The sequence below is a fragment of the Bacillus daqingensis genome, assembly GCF_042654445.1.
GTDB classification, from domain to species: Bacteria; Bacillota; Bacilli; order Bacillales; family Salisediminibacteriaceae; genus Alkalicoccus; species Alkalicoccus luteus.
The window spans coordinates 78,812-97,464 of the sequence record NZ_JBHSGK010000013.1 but is presented as its reverse complement, the minus strand read 5'-3'; the positions used below and the strand labels follow the sequence as shown (position 1 = coordinate 97,464).

Annotated in this window: 24 protein-coding genes; 19 read left to right on the top strand and 5 right to left on the bottom strand. The window is 52.6% G+C overall.

The genetic code is table 11. The features are described 5' to 3' along the window. Nucleotides 1-126: 126 nt before the first annotated feature. The gene (locus ACFO4L_RS11615) at nucleotides 127-909 is read right to left on the bottom strand and encodes a DnaD domain-containing protein (protein WP_377909841.1); all 783 of its coding nucleotides are present in this window, start codon (nucleotides 907-909) and stop codon (nucleotides 127-129) included. Nucleotides 910-1,228: 319 nt separating this feature from the next. Between ACFO4L_RS11615 and ACFO4L_RS11610 the strand changes: the two genes are divergently transcribed. The 10 genes from ACFO4L_RS11610 (at nucleotide 1,229) to ACFO4L_RS11565 (ending at nucleotide 9,572) form a co-directional block, all read left to right on the top strand. Next, a complete protein-coding gene (locus ACFO4L_RS11610) occupies nucleotides 1,229-3,229 on the top strand; it encodes a sigma 54-interacting transcriptional regulator (protein ID WP_377909840.1) in 2,001 nt (666 codons plus the stop codon). Between the two features lie 83 nt (nucleotides 3,230-3,312). Next, entirely contained in the window at nucleotides 3,313-4,308 is a 996-nt protein-coding gene (gene dhaK / locus ACFO4L_RS11605; protein ID WP_377909839.1) for a dihydroxyacetone kinase subunit DhaK, read from the top strand. A gap of 17 nt (nucleotides 4,309-4,325) precedes the next feature. Further along, nucleotides 4,326-4,943: a dihydroxyacetone kinase subunit DhaL gene (dhaL, locus tag ACFO4L_RS11600; protein WP_377909838.1), complete on the top strand. Its 618-nt coding sequence runs from the start codon at nucleotides 4,326-4,328 to the stop codon at nucleotides 4,941-4,943. Nucleotides 4,944-4,947: 4 nt separating this feature from the next. Further along, a complete protein-coding gene (gene dhaM / locus ACFO4L_RS11595) occupies nucleotides 4,948-5,346 on the top strand; it encodes a dihydroxyacetone kinase phosphoryl donor subunit DhaM (protein WP_377909837.1) in 399 nt (132 codons plus the stop codon). A gap of 23 nt (nucleotides 5,347-5,369) precedes the next feature. Then, nucleotides 5,370-5,948 (top strand): glycerol-3-phosphate responsive antiterminator, encoded by a 579-nt coding sequence (locus ACFO4L_RS11590; RefSeq protein ID WP_377909836.1) that lies wholly within the window; start codon nucleotides 5,370-5,372, stop codon nucleotides 5,946-5,948. Nucleotides 5,949-6,010: 62 nt separating this feature from the next. Beyond that, nucleotides 6,011-6,541, top strand: a complete 531-nt coding sequence (locus ACFO4L_RS11585) for a BsuPI-related putative proteinase inhibitor (RefSeq protein WP_377909835.1) — start codon at nucleotides 6,011-6,013, stop codon at nucleotides 6,539-6,541. Nucleotides 6,542-6,615: 74 nt separating this feature from the next. Continuing rightward, nucleotides 6,616-6,885: a NifU N-terminal domain-containing protein gene (locus ACFO4L_RS11580; RefSeq protein ID WP_377909834.1), complete on the top strand. Its 270-nt coding sequence runs from the start codon at nucleotides 6,616-6,618 to the stop codon at nucleotides 6,883-6,885. A gap of 292 nt (nucleotides 6,886-7,177) precedes the next feature. After that, the gene (locus ACFO4L_RS11575; RefSeq protein ID WP_168007995.1) at nucleotides 7,178-7,885 is read left to right on the top strand and encodes an ABC transporter ATP-binding protein; all 708 of its coding nucleotides are present in this window, start codon (nucleotides 7,178-7,180) and stop codon (nucleotides 7,883-7,885) included. Further along, nucleotides 7,882-9,126 carry an ABC transporter permease gene (locus tag ACFO4L_RS11570; protein ID WP_377909833.1) on the top strand — a complete coding sequence of 415 codons (1,245 nt, stop codon included), beginning with the start codon at nucleotides 7,882-7,884 and terminating at the stop codon, nucleotides 9,124-9,126. The genes ACFO4L_RS11575 and ACFO4L_RS11570 overlap by 4 nt, the downstream gene beginning before the upstream one ends. Then, nucleotides 9,123-9,572, top strand: coding sequence for a hypothetical protein (locus ACFO4L_RS11565; RefSeq protein ID WP_377909832.1), 450 nt, complete (start codon nucleotides 9,123-9,125; stop codon nucleotides 9,570-9,572). Before ACFO4L_RS11570 ends, ACFO4L_RS11565 begins: the two co-directional genes overlap by 4 nt. 10 nt (nucleotides 9,573-9,582) lie before the next feature. On the opposite strand, the gene ACFO4L_RS11560 is transcribed toward ACFO4L_RS11565, so the two are convergent. Then, a complete protein-coding gene (locus tag ACFO4L_RS11560; protein ID WP_377909831.1) occupies nucleotides 9,583-9,819 on the bottom strand; it encodes a hypothetical protein in 237 nt (78 codons plus the stop codon). A 287-nt stretch (nucleotides 9,820-10,106) separates the two neighbouring features. Between ACFO4L_RS11560 and ACFO4L_RS11555 the strand changes: the two genes are divergently transcribed. Together ACFO4L_RS11555 and ACFO4L_RS11550 are read left to right on the top strand one after the other, a co-directional pair. Further along, nucleotides 10,107-11,417, top strand: coding sequence for an amidohydrolase family protein (locus ACFO4L_RS11555; RefSeq protein WP_377909830.1), 1,311 nt, complete (start codon nucleotides 10,107-10,109; stop codon nucleotides 11,415-11,417). Nucleotides 11,418-11,431: 14 nt separating this feature from the next. Beyond that, nucleotides 11,432-11,746 (top strand): TIGR04104 family putative zinc finger protein, encoded by a 315-nt coding sequence (locus tag ACFO4L_RS11550; RefSeq protein ID WP_377909829.1) that lies wholly within the window; start codon nucleotides 11,432-11,434, stop codon nucleotides 11,744-11,746. An 88-nt stretch (nucleotides 11,747-11,834) separates the two neighbouring features. On the opposite strand, the gene ACFO4L_RS11545 is transcribed toward ACFO4L_RS11550, so the two are convergent. Further along, nucleotides 11,835-12,284, bottom strand: a complete 450-nt coding sequence (locus ACFO4L_RS11545; RefSeq protein ID WP_377909828.1) for a hypothetical protein — start codon at nucleotides 12,282-12,284, stop codon at nucleotides 11,835-11,837. A gap of 144 nt (nucleotides 12,285-12,428) precedes the next feature. On the opposite strand from ACFO4L_RS11545, the gene ACFO4L_RS11540 reads away from it, so the two are divergent. Then, complete coding sequence (locus ACFO4L_RS11540; protein WP_377909827.1) at nucleotides 12,429-12,896, top strand: hypothetical protein; 468 nt, start codon at nucleotides 12,429-12,431, stop codon at nucleotides 12,894-12,896. 6 nt (nucleotides 12,897-12,902) lie between these two features. Further along, on the top strand, nucleotides 12,903-13,487 hold the full coding sequence (locus ACFO4L_RS11535) for a hypothetical protein (RefSeq protein WP_377909826.1): 585 nt from the start codon (nucleotides 12,903-12,905) through the stop codon (nucleotides 13,485-13,487). Between the two features lies 1 nt (nucleotide 13,488). On the opposite strand, the gene ACFO4L_RS11530 is transcribed toward ACFO4L_RS11535, so the two are convergent. Further along, nucleotides 13,489-13,812 carry a hypothetical protein gene (locus ACFO4L_RS11530; protein WP_377909825.1) on the bottom strand — a complete coding sequence of 108 codons (324 nt, stop codon included), beginning with the start codon at nucleotides 13,810-13,812 and terminating at the stop codon, nucleotides 13,489-13,491. Between the two features lie 215 nt (nucleotides 13,813-14,027). On the opposite strand from ACFO4L_RS11530, the gene ACFO4L_RS11525 reads away from it, so the two are divergent. Both ACFO4L_RS11525 and ACFO4L_RS11520 read left to right on the top strand, forming a co-directional pair. Beyond that, entirely contained in the window at nucleotides 14,028-14,336 is a 309-nt protein-coding gene (locus tag ACFO4L_RS11525; RefSeq protein WP_377909824.1) for a hypothetical protein, read from the top strand. A 214-nt stretch (nucleotides 14,337-14,550) separates the two neighbouring features. Further along, a complete protein-coding gene (locus ACFO4L_RS11520) occupies nucleotides 14,551-15,084 on the top strand; it encodes a hypothetical protein (RefSeq protein ID WP_377909823.1) in 534 nt (177 codons plus the stop codon). Nucleotides 15,085-15,584: 500 nt separating this feature from the next. On the opposite strand, the gene ACFO4L_RS11515 is transcribed toward ACFO4L_RS11520, so the two are convergent. Then, nucleotides 15,585-17,315, bottom strand: a complete 1,731-nt coding sequence (locus tag ACFO4L_RS11515; RefSeq protein WP_377909822.1) for an aromatic amino acid hydroxylase — start codon at nucleotides 17,313-17,315, stop codon at nucleotides 15,585-15,587. A 203-nt stretch (nucleotides 17,316-17,518) separates the two neighbouring features. Between ACFO4L_RS11515 and ACFO4L_RS11510 the strand changes: the two genes are divergently transcribed. From ACFO4L_RS11510 to ACFO4L_RS11500, 3 genes are all read left to right on the top strand, one after another. Then, nucleotides 17,519-17,671 (top strand): hypothetical protein, encoded by a 153-nt coding sequence (locus ACFO4L_RS11510; RefSeq protein ID WP_377909821.1) that lies wholly within the window; start codon nucleotides 17,519-17,521, stop codon nucleotides 17,669-17,671. Between the two features lie 108 nt (nucleotides 17,672-17,779). Continuing rightward, nucleotides 17,780-18,154, top strand: coding sequence for a hypothetical protein (locus tag ACFO4L_RS11505; protein ID WP_377909820.1), 375 nt, complete (start codon nucleotides 17,780-17,782; stop codon nucleotides 18,152-18,154). A gap of 17 nt (nucleotides 18,155-18,171) precedes the next feature. After that, nucleotides 18,172-18,606 carry a hypothetical protein gene (locus ACFO4L_RS11500; RefSeq protein ID WP_377909819.1) on the top strand — a complete coding sequence of 145 codons (435 nt, stop codon included), beginning with the start codon at nucleotides 18,172-18,174 and terminating at the stop codon, nucleotides 18,604-18,606. The last annotated feature ends 47 nt before the right edge of the window (nucleotides 18,607-18,653 follow it).

Sequence of the window (18,653 nt, the reverse complement as noted above, 5' to 3'; positions counted from 1 at the left end):
ATAGCTGAAGGCCAGCCCACGGCAGGCTCGGTTAACAGAGGGGAAAGTCAACCAAACGAATAAAGAATGAAGTTGAAAGACTTTTTCAACAGCCTGACGGCTCTGCCACTACCGGCAGAGCCTTTTTTATGCTCTGCGAAGCCGTTTTTTCGCTGCGAGATCTTCCTTCAGCAATTCTGCCTGCTTCCTGAGTGCGGAAAGGGTTTCCGGAGAAGCCGGTATGGCAGGCGGCTCATTGGTCAGCCAGTCCGGCACCGGTGCTTTAAAGACAGGGTTGATCCGGGATGGCGGTCGTTTTTCAGTTTTCCAGGACTGCAGCATGGTTTCCACATACGAGAAAGATCGTGCCCCGTAGGAGGCAGCTTTTTCAAGAGCCTCCCGGAGCACTGCTTCAAAGTCGTGAAACAATGGCCGCCAAGCTGCCAGCCGCTTCTCCAATCCTTTAATCGGTCCAAACTGATCCACACACAGTGCAGCTAACGGATCCTCTTGTCTTTCTGTTGTTATCTTTGCTTGAATCTCTGGTATTGCAGCTGCATTATTTTCTCTCGAAGCGGAATTTTTTTCGTTCGAAGGGGATTCTTCCTCCCAGCTGTATCCTGCCTTCACCACAGCGTTTTGGACCGTTCCCCAGCAGATGCGGTACTGCATCGTTTTATCCCACTTCATCACCGGATTACGGCGCTCTTCCATGAAGCCAAGCTGCGTCAGCTTCTTCAAGTACGTCCGCATCGAGTAAGCAGACACGTTCATCAGCATGTCCTCCGCCAGCTCCTGTCCGCTTTTATACACCCAGCCGTCGCGGTTTTTCGTGCGGCGGCTCCAGTACATCATCTGATTCAGCACCATCGCCAGCTTATAGTCCCCCGTGATCGCAGCAAGCTCTTCTTTCAACACAATTCGTTTCATCTCGATTCCTCCTTATTTGTTTTCCATCCTTCAGGTACACCATAAACATGGAAAGGGAGGGGACCGATCGCAAAAAAATGGTTTTGGAAAGAAAGATTCCGATCAGCCATCATTTCAATCAAAACAATGCCAGCATACAGTCAATCTGCGAGTGAAATTCGTTATAACAGTTTCATTTTGATACCTGGATACAAACGTCCCCTTAGATGCACATAAACTTTCATCGAATGTCCTAAGTCAGATAAGAGGAAATCGCAGACTCGCGTCGAATCATATAACGAACAGGCGATGTCCGTTGGTTTGAACTGGGGAGGAGAACATGTTGGAAAAAATGATGCAGTTTCAGCGCCGAAACGGTCTGCACATCCGGCTTGCCGCCGCGATGATTTCCACGTTGCAGCAGCACGTGTCCTCATCAGATGATTTGCAGCACGTATGGATTGAATACGGCGGCAGAAGGGCGCAGATCGCAAATTTGTTGGCGATTGTATCGCTGCGTATTCCGTCCGGGGCGTCGTTCCGGATTTATACGGAAGAACCAGATGCCGATCCGCTGCTGGATGTGATTGAAGCGTTTTTTGCTCAAGAGCAGGAAGAAGAACCGAATACGATGGCGGATGAGCTACTTATTGAAAGCTCTGTCAGTATGGAAGCGGCGATGGCCGCCATGCGTCACGGCGTACTCGTTGTAAACAGAGAAAACCGGATTACGTACGTCAACGAAGCAGCCGCAGCGCTCATCGGCAGAACGCAGGCAGAGCTCCACGGTAGCCGGGCCGACCGGAGCGTGCCGGGGTCGATGATGCACCGCGTGCTGAAGACAGGAGAAGCGCAGTGGAACGTGAAAATGAAGCTGCACCGTACACAGATCATTACGAACCGGGCGCCGGTTTACTACGACGGGGAGATCATTGGAGCCGTTGCCACATTTGAGGATATTTCCAACGTGGAGAGCGTCTCAAGGGAGCTCGAATCCGTGCGTCTTTTGAAAGAAAGGCTGCAGCTGTTGCTCTCTGCGATTCAGGATGCGATTGTCTTTCTCGACGAAGCAGGCGACAGCGTTTATGAAAATACGGCTTTTACAAAATGGCAGGAACGGGAAACGATCGAGCCGCGGCGTCTAATGAAGCGGGAAGAGTGGGCGTCGCTGAAGCGGCAGCTTCCCGTTACAAGGGCGATTCGCACGAAGGATGGAGATGTCTACGTCATGCAGGCGGATCCGGTTTTTCTGAGCGGTCAGTTTCGCGGAGCCGTTATTACCCTGCGGGCGTCGCGCGGCATGCGCGAATTGTTGAAAGGCGTACCAGCCGTATCGCGTCAGCAGGCGGACTCAGCCGATGAACTGGCGTTTCAGTCTCTCGTTGGAGAAAGTCCAGCGCTTCGGGCGATTATACGGGCTGCCATGCGCGCAGCTGAGACCGATGCGACGGTGTTTATCAGCGGGGAGAGCGGCACGGGCAAAGAGCTGCTTGCACGCGGGATTCATCAAGCCGGAGCAAGAAGGCTGAAGCCGTTTATCGCGGTAAACTGTGCCTCGATTCCGGTGACGCTTTTGGAAAGTGAATTGTTCGGGCATGAGAAAGGAGCGTTTACGAGCGCGTTTAAAACCCATATCGGCGCTTTTGAGCAGGCAGACGGCGGCACTCTCTTTCTCGACGAGATTTCCGAGCTTGCGCCGGAAGTGCAAAGCAAGCTGCTGCGTGTGATTCAGGAACGAGAAATCGTCCGTGTCGGTGGCAGAGAGCGAATTCCAGTAGATATTCGTATTATAACCGCTACCAATCGGGCTGCCGATGAGCTGATCACGAGTGATGCGTTCCGCGACGATTTATTTTACCGGCTGTACGTCGTCCCCCTTCATCTGCCGGCACTAAGGGAGCGAGGCAGCGACATCCGGCTCCTTGCGGCCAACTACATTCACTACTTTTCACGTCTCATGGAGCGGGAAGATCCCCAGGTCGATCCGTCGTTTCTGGAGGCTTTGGAAAAAAGAAGCTGGCCGGGAAACGTCCGTGAGCTGCAAAACGTGATCGAGCGGATGATGACGCTGTACCCGGATGAACGATTAACCGCGGCGCACGTACCAGGAGCGTTTGCCGGAAAAGAGGAAGCGCCGCTCACGCTGGCAGAAGCGGAGCGCGAAGCCGTCAAGCGCGCAGCACCTTATGCGGCAAGCTATTCCGAGCTTGGTCGGATGCTCGGGGTCTCCCATAAAACAGCTGCCCGAAAGCTGCACGAGCATGGACTTACAGCGCTTTTTGGTCAATCCGCCCAGCCACCTGGTCATTATGACCAGGTACTCCAGAAAGAACAGCCGTAACCGCTTCGCGTAAGCGTTTTCAAATTGGCACGATCCTTGCATATGTTTAGAGGCAGCTCGACATTTCAAAGGAGGTTACACGCATGAAAAAACTGATGAACGATGTGGACCAGATTGTTGATGAAATGTTAAACGGGATGGTAGCAGCCCACCCAGAGGCGCTAAAACGGGTGGAGGGAACGACGGTCGTCGTTCGTAAAGACGCTCCGGTGAAAGGAAAAGTCGGTGTTGTCAGTGGAGGCGGAAGCGGTCATGAACCGGCTCACGGCGGTTTCGTCGGCAAAGGCATGCTCGATGGTGCAATCGCAGGTGAAGTGTTCACTTCTCCAACTCCGGACCAAGTGTTTGAGGCGATCAAAGCCGTAGACGGCGGGGCAGGCGTTCTGCTCGTCATTAAAAATTACACCGGCGACGTCATGAACTTTGAGATGGCTGGAGAAATGGCGGAAGCAGAAGGGATCAGCGTCAAGCAGGTCGTCGTCAATGATGATGTCGCTGTGGAAGACAGCTCCTTTACGAGCGGACGACGTGGTATTGCGGGTACGATATTTGTCCATAAAATTGCAGGAGCTGCTGCGGAAGACGGCAAGTCGCTCGATGAAGTGCAGCAGATCGCAGAAGGCGTTATTAAAAACGTGAAATCGATGGGAATGTCGCTTCACCCATGTACGGTGCCGGCTGCCGGAAAACCAGGCTTCGAGCTTGCCGACAACGAGATGGAAATCGGCACCGGTATTCACGGCGAGCCAGGAACCGAGCGTACTGCACTTAAGCCGGCGAAAGAAATAGCGCAGATTTTGTTTGATAAAATTCATGAAGACATGAAGCTTGAAAGCGGGGAAGAGATTGCGGTCATGATAAACGGGCTCGGAGCAACCCCGCTCATGGAGCTGTACGTGATGAATCACACGGTCGCAGACATACTCAAGCAGCACGGGCTCCGCGTCACAGAAACCATCGTCGGCGAATATATGACGTCTCTGGAAATGGCCGGGGCCTCCTTGTCGATTCTGCGGCTGGATGATACGCGTAAAAAATATCTCGCTGCAGAGGCAGACACAACAGCATTTAAGCGATAAGCAGGGGAGGATTTGCCATGACATGGACGGCAGAAGACATTCAGCACTGGCTGAAGCAGTTCGCAGATAAAATTAACGAGCACAAAGACGAATTGACGGACTTGGACCAGAAGATCGGCGACGGGGACCACGGGATCAATATGGCAAGAGGCGTCAAAGAGATGAATAAGCTGTTTGATGAAAAAACATTTACGACACCAGGGGAGCTGTTTAAGGCGGTGGCGATGGTGTATATCGGAAAGATCGGCGGAGCATCCGGTCCGCTGTACGGATCAGCCATGATGAAAATGGCGTCAGCTGCCGGGACGCAGGAGACGCTGTCCGACAAGGAGCTGCTCGATGCGCTGAAAGCCGGAAAAACAGCGATCGAGCAGCGCGGCAAAGCTTCTGTCGGGGAAAAAACGATGGTGGACGTATGGGTGCCGCTCCTGCAGAAATTTGACGGAAGCGACATGGATTGGAACGCCTTTTCCGATGAAGCCGATGAGCTGAAAGCAAAAACGAAAGAGATGCACGCCAAAAAAGGGCGGGCAGCCTATCTCGGCGCCCGCTCCGTAGGCCACATTGATCCGGGCTCTGCAAGCTCCGCCCTTTTCTTTCAGACGCTTGCAGCAACAGCCCGCGAAAGGGGATGAGACAATGGATCGGGTCAGTCTCGTATTTGTCTCCCACAGCGCCGACATTGTCAAAGGCATCAAGGCGCTGCTGTATGAAATGCAGCCGGAAGTCAACATCGCCGTCGCCGGCGGTGAAGAAGACGGCGGCATCGGCACGAATGCCATGGATATTCAGCAGGCAATTGATTCTGTTTACACCAATAAAGGGACGGTGATCCTGTTTGATTTAGGCAGTGCGCTGATCAATGCTGAGCTCGCGATCGACATGGCGGGCGAAGAGCGCCATATCAAAATTGCAGATGCCCCGATTTTAGAAGGCGGGTACGCTGCCGTTGTTGAAGCAGGGTTTGGAAGCTGTATTGATAAAGTAATCGACGCCGCAGAAAAAGCGCGCAGCATGCGAAAGATCCCTCAGGATTAATTCGAAAAAAGCAGGTGATAGTGATGCTGTTTGAAAACCAGCGCGTCACCCCGTCCGTATCCGGCGCCGGAGAATTTATGAAAGCGGCGCTGGAAGGGGCGGAAGCGATCGTGCTCGCCCAATCCAGTATGGAGGAGCTCGTCAAAGTGCATAAGATCTGCCGGCGCCGGCCGGGTATGAAGCTGCTGCTTCACTTAGACAGCATGAAGGGGCTGTCGAAAACACCGGAAGCAGTCTCGTTTCTTGCCGGCTACATTAAACCGGATGCGCTCATCACGTCGAGCCCGCAGGCGGCCGTGGAGGCGCGCCGGCACGGCATCACGAGCGTGCTGCGCTGTTTTGCATTTGACGAGGAAAGCATTGACTCAAGCCTGAAGCTGATTGAACGTGCCAATCCGGACTATGTGCAGGTTGTGCCGGGTGTCATACCCGTGACGATCCGGCTCATGCGCGCGAAAACTGGTCTGCCTGTCTTGGCCGGCGGCCTCGTGCGCACCGATGCCGATGTCTGCCGCGCCGAAAAAGCAGGCGCCATCGGGATTACCTCGTCCTGTCCAGATTTATGGCAGGCAGTTTATGTCAGCAGAGCCAAGCGCTCCTGAACAGGGAACTGTAACGTTTTCCCTGTCGGAGCGTCTATACATACAAAAAGGGGCGGTTCTGCATGAAACGAACAGCTATGCTGGCAGCGCTGCTGCTTGCAGCAACGGCATGCGGCACGGCAGATAATGAAGAAGCCGACAGCCCGCAGTCGATCGGCAATAATAATAATGGCGCAGAGGAAGCGCCTGAAGAGAACGAGCCAGGCAACGAGGAAGCGATGGAAGGAGAGGCTGATATGGGAGACCTGCACCTGCAGGCTGATGCAGACGAACAGGACGGCGAAATAAATGTGACGCTGACGCTTACGAATAACGGTGACAGCGATGCCGCACTCGACTTTCGTTCCGGACAGAAGTATGACGTGAAAATCTACGACAGCAGCGGCACGAAGGTATACGACTACTCCGAAGATATGATGTTCACCCAGGCCCTTGAAACAGTTGAGCTTGCGGCAGGAGAAAGCATTTCCTACGAAGTGCGGGCCTCCGTAAACGGGGAAGGGCCGTATCAGATTGAAGCGGCCGTTACTGCCGCTGAGGTGAACGGGAAAGCCATGTCCGAGGGCGAATTGAGCACGGAAACCGACGCGTAGACCGCCCGCGCTTTTCAGCAGAAAGCGCGCGTGCTACACTAGAGCTATATGCTGATAAAGGAGGAACTATTCACATGCCTGTAAACGTACGCGCAGACGTAACACCTAACCCGAACGCAATGAAATTCACAACTGATCAGGTGCTCTTCGAAGGAAGCGGCAGCGCTTCTTTTAAAAAGAGCGATGACACGGATCACCCGCTCGCAAAAGAGCTGCTCGCCCTCGACGGCGTCGATAACATCTTTGGCTTTCAGGACTTCGTCACAGTCAACAAAGAGCCTGACGCAGAGTGGGACACACTCGTACCGAAAGTACAAGAAACAATCGAAAAAGTATACGGCTAAACATTAAGGAACCGGGCGGATGCCCGGTTTTCTTTTTGTTTGGAGAGGATGAGGAGGCTTTCGGCAGGGCGCCGAAAGGCAACCACCTTGAAAAGCAACGTAACGGCGACGGAAAGTAAGCTCCCTCAAAAAGAACACAAACCGATGCCAAAGCAACTTTCACCCCCAATAAGGAAATCGGGCCAGTGCCCGATGTTCCACACAGAAACCTCCGGCAGCGGGCCTTGTCTTCCACAGCTTTCCAGATTCTGTTATGATGAAAGCAAATCGATGGAATGTGGAAGGTGTTTTTATGACGGTGCTGGATATGCGGGAGGTGTCGGGTGGATACTCGACGAAGGAGGATACGATTCACGAGATTACGCTTTCGGTAAAGGAGGGCGAGTGGCTCGGGCTGCTCGGACCGAACGGGGCCGGGAAAAGCACGATCATCAAGGCGCTGCTTGACCTGCTTCCGGTGAAGCGGGGGGAGATTACGCTTCCGGGACCGGAGGAGTATGCCTTCATCCCGGAGCACCCGATCTTTTTTGAGGATCTGACCTTGTGGGAGCACATTGACTTTATGCGCGCCGTGACCGGCCTGGATGAGGAAGAGACGACGGAGCGCGCGGAGTATTTATTGAAGCTGTTTCGCCTGACGAAGGTGCGCAATCATTATCCGACGGCGTTTTCCAAAGGCATGCAGCAGAAGCTGATGATTATCCTCGCGCTTACGGCGAAGCCGAAGCTGTACATCATTGATGAACCGTTTATCGGACTCGATCCGAAGGCGATGAAGGATTTGCTTAGGGAGCTGGAAGCGGAGCGGGAGCGGGGTGCCTGTGTGCTGATGTCGACTCACGTGCTCGATACGGCAGAAAAAATATGCGACCGCTTCGTGCTCGTTAACTACGGCACGATCATTGCAGAAGGGACGCTGGACGACATTCGCCGTGAGAGCGGCGTCGACGGATCGCTGCTAGACTGCTTTGACGAGCTGATGACTGAGGAAGAGTTATGAGAACCGGCATCGGACGAATCAAACTGGAGTGGAAGGATAAAATCGCGATCTGGCGGATGGTTATCGACTGGACGGTAGCGCTTTACATCGTCGTTCCCATCCTGGCAATCGGCGGCTACTACTACGTGCAGCTCTGGCAGGGGAATTTGGAGCACCTGTTTACGTGGATGACGCCGTTTCGCTGGTCGTTTCTGCTACTGATCATCATCCATGCAGGTACGCTTCGACTGTTCGTCGTCGAGGCAGATATGCTGTTTCTGCGTAAATTCCCGGCGGCGTTTCAGCGTATTAAACGAACAGGCGTCGTCTATACGCTCCTCCTCAATGGAGGTATGATTCTGCTGTTTGCGATCGCGCTCGTTCCTGTTTGGACCGTATACGGCGGCTACTCGGCCGGCTGGATTCTCTCTGTGCTGGCAGCAGCGTTCGTGACGAAAATCACGGCGCAGACAACGAAGCAGCTGTTGGACGTGCGCTATGAGCGGGGGAAGCTGTATGCGATGAATACGGTTGTCACATTCCTGTTTACAGGTGTTTATATCGGGCTCGTGTTTGCTCCGATCTGGCTGACATTGCTCGGTTCCCTGTTTCTCGCAGGAGCGGCAGCGTATCTCATCCGCATGAGGCTCCGCGAGGACTGGGCGTTTTCACTGGACTGTCTTCGTGAAATGGGTCAGCGGATTAATCTGTCCGCCTTTTTTCTGCAGCAAAGCGGGACCCAGGAAAAGCCGAAGAAATATCCGCGTAAAAAGCCGATGCTCCTTTTTACGGAATCGGAAAGCTTTTTTAAAGAGCCGACGAACGACAAGCGGCTGTTTGAATGGTTCATGAAGCGCTGGCTTAGAAGCAAGATGAGAATGCTCGTCTACGCGCAGTTTTTCATTCTCTTCACAATTGCGATTGCCGTAGCGCCGTTTTATATAAAGTGGCTGCTGCTTGTGCTCTGCACGACGATCGTTGTCTACACGACGTACCAAATGTGGCTGGAAAGCTGGAAGCATCCGTTTATGAAGCTGTTGAAGCGGCATGAGAGCACCGATATGTCCGTGCCGATCCGGCAGGCGGTCGGGGTGATTACGCTCCCGGCTGCTGCTGTGTTCGGATTTTTTGCCGGCGCAACCGGCATTGGGCTCTGGAGCGGACTTGTTACAGCGGCGCTTATGATCAGCATCATTTTCTTTCTTTTTATCAAACCTCCGTCAAAGGCTGTATTGGAAAAGCAGAAAGGAGACGTTGTATGAAAAAAGCGGGAGTGACAGCGGCCGTACTCGTACTTGCCGGCTGCGGGGCACAAATGGATGAAACGGCCGAAGAAACGGTGGAGGGGCTGACCGTCGGCGTGGATTACGGGGCTGGAACGAATGAATTAAATGCCGACATCTTTATCCGCAACGACCGTGAGGAAACGATTACGGTTTCCGCCGGACAGAACATTACAGATATTGAGCTGTACGAAAACGGGGAATCAGTAGACGTGGAGCGGGAACCGGTCGATGATCTGGCGGTGTCATATACGCTGGAGCCGGATGATACGGAATATGGCGAAGAGCTGCGCGGCGTTGTGTTAGACGGGGATCATGAGTATGAGATTCACGTTACGCTGGAAGTCGCCAGCTGGCGCGGTGAAGAAAGCGGCGACCTCGAGCCGGTGGAGCTTGAGATAACAGAACCGATCGAGCTGGAGTAAAAAAGACGAGTCATGCGCTCGTCTTTTTTGTGTGGTTATCGTTACGACTACCAAGGTGCGCATACAAAGCAATGCAGCCTAACACAGTCGCAATTATGGCCGCAATCATGAGCGGCTGTGAGAAGGCATTTGATACTGGCTGAACCTCGTTCAGCACAACGTGTCGCAATTCACGTACAATTTGAGAACCGGCAAACAAAATGGCCGCTGCAATCAGCAATCCTGCTCCGATAACATCCAAGCGCATAGCATCCTCCTATTCAAAACATGATCATAAGTCAACGTTCTTCAGTTTAGCATATCAGCTGGAACAATCAACCAATTATAGAAGCAGATATCCAAAGGTACTAGTTTTAGCTGCCCTTTTCGGTATCAAGCCAGATCACCTTCGTTGTATCTACCATTAAAGCAGGATAGCTTTTTCATAGACAAGCTCTGTTTCCAAAAGGGAAAAAGCACTCCTTACTCCTCATCGGAAACAAAACGGAACCATTTATGTTAAAATAAGTAAACGATACTGTGCGAGGTGAACCAATGGCATACATACTGGAACATGTAACTGTTATCGATGTCGAACGGGAAAAGGTCTTTACAGGAGCAATCCGAATCGAAGGCGACACGATCGCCGCCGTACATGAAGGCGATGCGCCGGAAACGGATGCACAGAGGGTTGATCTGGAGGGCCGGTACGTGATGCCGGGCTTAATCGACATGCACTGCCATATCAAAGAAGGATTCGCGCCGCACTTTACGGCAGCGGGCGTGACGACCGTCCGCAATACGGCAGGAAACGTCATCGAACTGGAAAAACTGATTCATGCGCCTACGGACGCGCCGACGCCGCGCGTGTATGCGTCTGACCGCATGATTGATGGACCGCCCGGGCTCTGGGGCGAGACGGCTCTAGCCAATTTCGTCACCGACGATCTGGAAGCAGCGCGCGCAGAAGTAAGGCGGCAGGCCGCAGCCGGAGCGCAGTTTATCAAAGTATACGGGTTGCTTTCGAAGGAGGCGATGCGCGCGGTTGCAGAAGAAGCGAAGCAGCACGGACTAGAAGTGAGCGGTGATTTGATTCATTCCTCTGTGACGGCCGTCGAAGCAGCAGAACTGGGCGTCACCTGGTTGGAGCACGCCTCAGGTATCGTGCAGGCGATGTATCCAGGCTGGACAATGGCGTCAACGGACGTTGATATTGATTGGGAACAGCCTGATCTCGAGCGGATGGAAGCCGTATGCCGCGAGCTGCTAAGGCATAACGTAAACCTGTGTCCGACGCTGCTCGTCCTCGATCAGATTCAACAGCTGCCTTCGCCGTGGGAGGCGGAGTTCTTGTTTAAAGAAGACGGCCGCTTAAGCGGATCAGGCATGCTGAATACGCACTGGATAGGGCTCGCACAACAGGAGGAGCTGCTGAAAACGCATATGGGCTTTCTGCTGGAAACGGTGAAGGCAGCTGCCAAAATGTATCGTGCCCTCGGGGGAACCGTCGTAGCCGGGACCGATTGTCCGGCGGGCGTCTGGACTTACGCCGGAACCGGGCTGCACCGAGAGCTGGAGCTGTTTACCGACATGGGATGGACGGAAATGGAGGCGCTCCAGTCTGCAACCTCGACCGCTGCGGCTTCAATCGGCTTGACCGACCGCGGCACGATAAAAGCTGGCTGCAAAGCGGATCTGCTGATACTCGATCAAAATCCGCTGGAGTCGATTTCCAATACGCAAACGATTCATCAGGTCATCAAAGGCGGCAAATGCTATACGTCTAACGACATTCTCGGTCACGTGCCGTCACCCGCTTATCTTAAACAACGCGAAGAAGAAGTAGCGGCTGCATTTCCGCTTTAGAAAGGAAGAGACTGATGAAACGACCGACTTGTGAAGCCTGCCATCAAACGCTGTCGTGGAAGCAGGCGCTGAAAGCACAGCGATTGTTATATGAATATACGAACTGTCCGCACTGCAATGAGACGCAGTACATCACGACACATGGGAAAGTCGTTTTCTGGATCGCGATCCTGCCAACGACACCGCTTATGCTCAACTTTTTCTTCGACCTCGCCATCGGGACGAGCATCGCTTTATTTTTTCTGATTGCACTCATAGCACTTGGCATCACGCCTTATGCGTACACGCTGACGAATGAGGACAAACGTGCGATCGTTCGGGAGAGCTAATAATTTGATTGGAAAGCCTTTGTAGCTAGTATACAAACATGAAAGGAAGCTGTGTGCCAGGCTTGTGAAAGGACAGCATATCCACTCCTTATTCTACATACAAGCTTACAGCGATTTTATGCGTTTCCTCAAATGTTCCATGCTCAAACGCGAACACGAGACGGACGACTTGTGCCTCATAGTCTGGGAGAGAAACCTCGATTGTCTCCGTCGCGCCGGCTGAGAGCGTTTGCGGCAACTCCCTCATCTCTGCGGCCTCTATACCAGTTGTTTCCCAGTCGTCTGTCCCGGCGGCCTGCCAGTACAGGTCTTGAGGTACAATATCATCCAAGGCTTCCACGGAAACCGTTACGGTGTCGCTCCTGTCATACACCATCTCGTCGATCTCAATACGCGCGTGCGCATGCTCCGAAGGAAGATCACCTTCACGAATCTGCTCGACGAGCGCTTCACGGTCGGTCTCCCCGGAAAGCACCCGGAGCAGTACGTACAACAGTGCTGCTCCGGTTATCAGGTAAAACGCTCCTTTGTTTTTCATGTCTGCCTCCTTGCCTTGTGATGATTCCAATTTTCCTTAAACGGGTATGAAACCTGTGAGCCGCTTCATGCGTATTAGAAAATAATGGCTCTTTGCTGGTTCTATATGAACACAGCAAGTTTATTTTTAGAAACAGGTGATGATGTGAAAAATTGGGCAGTAAAACTTTCAGTCAGTGCAGGCTTTATTAGTATTCCCGCGTGCGCGGCGGACGAACCGCCGAGCGCGAGTGTACATATGGGAGACATTACCGCGGCGACGCTTATGGGCTCCTACGAATGGAATGAGGGCGCAACCGGCGGCTCCCGGGAAGAGTCCGTGGTACCTCCGCAGGCAGTTGAAATGGAGGATCTGGAAGCAGTCGAGGTAGAAGCAGGAGCGGATGCGACCGTGGCGCTGGAAGGCGCAGAAAACGCGGAGATCGATGTGCTGCTCTGGAATGAGCAGTCGGTGCAGGAAGAGCTTGCCAGCGGCACAGGTGAATTCACCGTACCGTCTGAGGAGGGCGAGCATATTATTGAAATATTCGCGGATTGGGGCGAACAGGGCTACGCCTCCTACACGCTGTTTATTGATGTGTCAGAAGAGGATGAAGACGAAGAGGAAGGGTGAAGATGGATGAAAAAATGGGAACTGGACAGCAGCACCGTTTTAAAATGGGGCATTCCAGCAGCTGCCTTTTTACTGATCGGCGCCGTTTTTCTGCCGCCGGCGCTCGTCGTTTTCTTTCAGGAAATCCTTTATTTCTCCGAACATCATTGGGCCTTTATTCCGTATCCGAGCGCGTTTCAGCTTATGGCAGCCGCCATGGCCTGGGCGGCACTCTGTATTATTTCCCTGTTTGTGACGATGCTGATCGCAGAAGGAAAAAAGCGTACATACCGTGGAACGGCTGTGCACGCAGGACTCGGCCTTCTCAGCTTGCCGCTGTTTGCCTTCTCGCTCGCGCATTACGCCTATCTTGATGCGGAAGGCGTCCATACGAATGCGATGTGGTCCTTCAGCGAAGAAACGATGGTTTGGGAGGACGTTCAGCACGTGGAGCGGCTCACGTCAGGAGAATCGGTGACCGTCAATGAGTATGCCTTTGCTGACGAGAACCGTACGTTCGTCATCCCTTACGACGCAAATGATTTTCCGACTACACGCGCGATGAGCCGGATGGAAGAAGAGCACGGACTGGAAGCAGAGTCTCCGAGCTGAGCTACTCCCAGTTTGAGAGCGCCCATGTTTTGGACTCAAGCGTGACGAGGCCTTTCTGCAGCTGGGACGGACATTTCTGGTTATAGAGCCGGATGAGAAAATTCACGTTATCGATGTCTGCATCTGTTTCTGCCTGGAGGAGAGCTGCGTGCACCTTTTTGCGCACCTTGACCCATTCCGGCAGGAAACCCTGCTCACGGGCTGTCTTCTGAAACTGCTGATAGACGTCCATGCTCCGGTATTCAGCAGAAAGGCGCTTCCCTTTTTGTTTTGGTTCAGCATCAGCATGTTTGATGATGTCACCGATCGGATCCCGATATTCCATACGCTTCACTCCCTTTCATTTCTTAATAAAATCAGTATAACAGAATTTGGAAAAGAAAGCGTATGCAAAAAAGGTGTGTCCGGATGAAAACACATAGTTTTGTTAGTTGTGGAGTCGGCCTGCTGCTTTTGGTCGTCTTCTTTTACTCCCTCATACCTTCCATCTATATTACTCTTCCAGCGTAAACGTAATCAGCATGCAGCAGGGGCTGGCAGGTGATTCACGAGACGACCATTCTAATTCCGGAGGACGATACGACGGCACAGCTGCTTTGGGAAATGCTGCGCTATCACCCGTACAACATCGAATCGATTCTTTTCAGCGCGATCACGACAGGCACACTGCTCGCCGTTCAGCTGCTCATGAAGCCGGTAAACCGGGAAAGCCGTCTCTTTATGCCACTCGTGATCGGACTGCTCTGCTTAAGTGCATGGCTTTTATTTCAATACATGCAGGAAGTATCAAGCTTGCAGCAGCAAATGGAACTGCTGACGGAGCGGGTGCAAGTTTTAGAGAATGAATAGACTTATGCACACTGAATAATCAAACCATTGCTTAATGCGATCAAATACATGCTTACGGGGCATGTGTCCAATTTTTATGCAGAATGACTAAAAAGGAGAGATTCTTATCAAATACACTCTTATCCTGTCAGGCAGCGCCCTGCTTTTCGTAACCGGATGCAGCGACTCGCCAGAAGAGGAAATCAAAGCACTTGGAGATGAGTACGGACTGGAGGTGCAGGTCTTAGAAAATACCGACATGGAGAGTGACGAAATGGCCGATCTTGATGAAGATGGGGCAGAGCAGTTATTTCAATACATCCGTTCCGCGCTGGAAGATGGCACAGAGGAAGGCGACGGTGATGTACCATTCACACCGGAGCTGGGAGAGCCTGTGGTAGACGCTGGCTCAAGCGGTGCTGAGACAATAACTCGGAAAGAACACGTATCTGAGGAGGATCACCGCTTTGAACGGCACATATCGTTCAGCTATGATCTCGAGCAGGGGGCAGAAGAAGTCGCACCTGACACGATCCATATCATCGACCCTAATGCATATTCAACCGGAATGCCTGGATTTAACTGGGTGGACAGAGGCACGAGTGGCAATTACGACGAAGAGACCGGGGAGGTCGAATTTTACACGAATGGCGAATGGGAGATACACTTCTTATACAAAGGAGAAGAAGTGCACTTTACCATATTGGACGACTGGTTTATCACGCTCGATCCACAGGGGATTCTCGACGACGTTCCTGGTGTTTGGTGAACCACTGAAGCAGCAAATACCACTGTTCGTCAGATTGATTTGTTAGGTGTTCATCATGCTCACCGCAAAGGGCTTCACGTGGTGCTAAACACTGTCCATCTGGTGATCGAGAGATTGATCATGACGATACATAAAAACAGCAGGAAAGTTCCGGCAGATAGCAGACCGCCGGTTTTTTAGTCGTTAAGTGAAGGAGGGGCTTTCGGCAGAGCGCCGAAAGGCAACCGTCTTAAAAAGTAACTTAACTCCGGCGAAAAGCAACTTAACGCGACTTGAAAGGGACGTAACGTCCCACAAAAGTAACTTACGCAACGTAACAGGAGGTTAAAACGAATAAAACGACTTAAGCATTCCCAAAACGAACTTAAAACCGATTGAAAGCAACTTTCAACTTTAAGAAGGACATCGGGCCAGCGCCTGATCGTGAAATCTCCTGCAAAACAGCACTCAATCCTTCCATCAATGAAACAAAGCAGCGCCCCTTAAGGACGCTGCTTGGCTTATTTTTTCAACGGTGCTTTTTCTGCTACAAACAGTCCGTTGCGGATCAGCTTGCTGAGGGAGTTTGTGCTTTCCTGAAGCTGGTGCAGTTCGTTTTTCACTGCTTCGAGCAGCTCCGGATCGGCTTCGGTTTCTTCCAGAATTTCCACGATCTCCAGACGAAGCAGCCAATCCTCCGGATAGTCACGCAGCTGGTCGTGCACCTCCTGCAGCTCAGGAGTGCCGTCAGCCGCTGACTGTTCACGGACAGTCCGGACGCGGCCGTAAAGCTCATCCAGTGCGGTTTCCTCCTGCTCGTGCGCGAGCGTCGATTCCGCGGGAAGCTCTTCGCCAAAGTACGCTTCGCTGTCGGCGGCTCCGGCGAAAACAGACGCCACCTTTGCGCCAACCGCCATGTCAAAGTCGCCCCAGTCCGGTTCAAAGAGACGCTTTTCGCCGAGAGTGACGCTGGCATCTTGCCACTGAATCAGCAGTGGAGTTCCGTCATTGGTCAGGACGTTTTGCACCGTTCCGGAAACCGTCACGCCAGACGCAAAGCGAAGCGTCGTTTCACGGCCAGTTTGAATACCGGCTGCTTTAAGCTGCTCCTCTGACATGTCCTCTAACGCGCTGCCGTCTTCCAGTCGTCCGATTGGCGTGCCGTAGCCGTCTGTATGCGTGCTGCGGCCGTGCCCCTTCAGCTCGTAGTTTTCGACGGCAAGCGCTGTCGGTTTGGAAGCCTGCAGGTAGACAACCTCACCGTCAGCATCCCGCTCACCCTCCGCCCACGTGCTTGTAATCTGGAGGCCGGACGAGAGTTCAATCGTCGCCGTGCTGCCGGAAGCAACGGCTTTATCGACGCTTTCGGTGCCGCCGCGGCGGAACGCCATCGTCTCAGCAAACTGCTCGAGCCCTTCCATGAGCTCCTCAAACGAGGACGTCACGAACAGCTGCGGCTGCGGCTTTGTGATATCGAACGTGGTAGCGACCACCTGATCCACGTCGTAGCGGACCTTCTCCACTTCCGAACTTAAAATGTTGCCGCCCTCTTCAACCGAGGAAAGCAGGCCGGCACCGTAAATTTTCGGATTCTCAAGCGTGCCGATTAAGCCATATTCCACCGTCCACCAGTAGAGACGTCCGATCAGCTCGGCTTCTGATTCGCCTTGTACGAGCGCTTCTTTTTCAGCGATGTTTTTTTGTGCCGCCTCCAGCTGCTCTTCGGTGGCGCTGCCTTTTTCCAGCAGGTTGGAGTAGGTGCGCACGGCTTCAAACACATCGTGCTCTTCCTTCGTTGCAATTGCCTTTTTCCCGATTTCGCCAAAGCGTTTTACATACGCTGCATAGGTTTCATCCGCCAGAATCGGGGCGTGCCCGGCAGCTTCGTGGATCATATCCGGGGCCGGGGTGTACTGAATGTTTTCCAGCTTGCGGATTTCCGCCACGACCGGCAGGATACCGTTTGACTGAAAATCAAAGAATGCAACGCCGGGGATAAACCCGTCAATCGTTGCAGCTCCAAGGCCGAATCGCCCAAGCTTTTCATTCATTTCCGCAACGTCTGGAATCTGTTCAATGGAAATACCGGAAGCCGTCAGTCCGTCCGTATACGCTTCATGCGCGAGATCCTTCAGCGTCTCGTGATTCTGCCGCATCACATAGCGCCACACGGCATGGTTGATCGGCGTATAGCTCTCGTAGTTTTGCTTTACCGTATATTGACGCAAATGCGCCGGAATGCGTTTTACCATAAAAGGTGCCTCCTTCAAAATTGCAATCGTTTCCAATTCACTACAATGCAATAACGCTTCACCTAAGTAAAGCGTTTGACCTTATTTTCGCACGACTGCTCCTGATCGTCAACTGTTTAGTGTGGCGAAAGAACCGCAAAGCAACTACAGACTGGTTATGGTAAAATAAGGTGCAGAATAGGAGCAGCGAAAGGAGATAGAATATGACTACTATGTTGATCAGCCTCATGCTCATTCTGAACGTCGTACTGATTGGTGTTATTACAAAAAGCCCGGCAGCGGTTATCAGTATGGCCGTGTTATCCGGCCTGACGATTTTCTATCTGATTCGAGGGAAAAGAGAAGCAACAGAATAAGCGAGAGAACGAATGGAAGAATTTTATTAAATAGATAGTATCTCAGAACATCTCCAGAAGCGGGGGCTGGTTCAGTCAATTAATCAAATTCAGAGAGGGCGAAGTCTGATGCTGCGTCGAAAAGGTTCAGCGGCGGTCGTTACCGGCTTCGCTGCGCTGGTCGTAGTGATGGGGATGGACGAACTTGCTTCCGGGAATGACGTGTTCATCATGCTCGTCGTCTATACGTTATGTATCACCGTTATCATGCTCGTGTATGCAATACCTGCTTCGATTGCGGCGGATTTTTTCGCGCCGGGAAGACGGACTTCACTGGCGCTCCACATCATGTTCGGCGCATTTTTTATTCTTCCGTTTCACGTGTGGATCGCGTACGTCGGCTGGAATGACATGCTCACGCATCCAATGCTCTACATTGGAATAGCGGCTTCCATTGTTTTCTATGGGGTCGATCACGTGCTTGATAAACGAATGGCGACTTAGAAAGGACGGAGGTCGAGATGGGAAAAGCAGCAGCTGCCGTTCTGGCAATCCTTTTACTGGCGGCTTGTCAGGATCAGCCTCCTGATGCAGCAATGGAATCGGCTCAAAGTCAAGCATCCGGAGTGCTCGGTACGTACAGTTGGGAATGGACGGGAGGCGCTGAAGATGCCGAGAGTGGAACTCCGCCGGAAATTATATTAGCTAGGAATATGGAAGAACTCACGGCTCGTCCCGGCGAGCAAGTGACCGTGAGCTTCGATGACGACTCCAGTCCGACTCTGCAGGCTGAAACGTGGGACGGCGGGGCTCCTGATGAAACGCTCGAGGTCGATGAGCAGCAGGTGACGATGCCTGCAGAACCGGGAGGCTATCCGCTCGGGATTCATGCAGACTGGCCCGACAGTCGGAACAACGCGCACTATACGTTTTTCATCCAAATTGAGGAAGAATGAAACGTGGACGCCGTTCATTCGTAGGAGAGGTATAAGCAATGATCGCA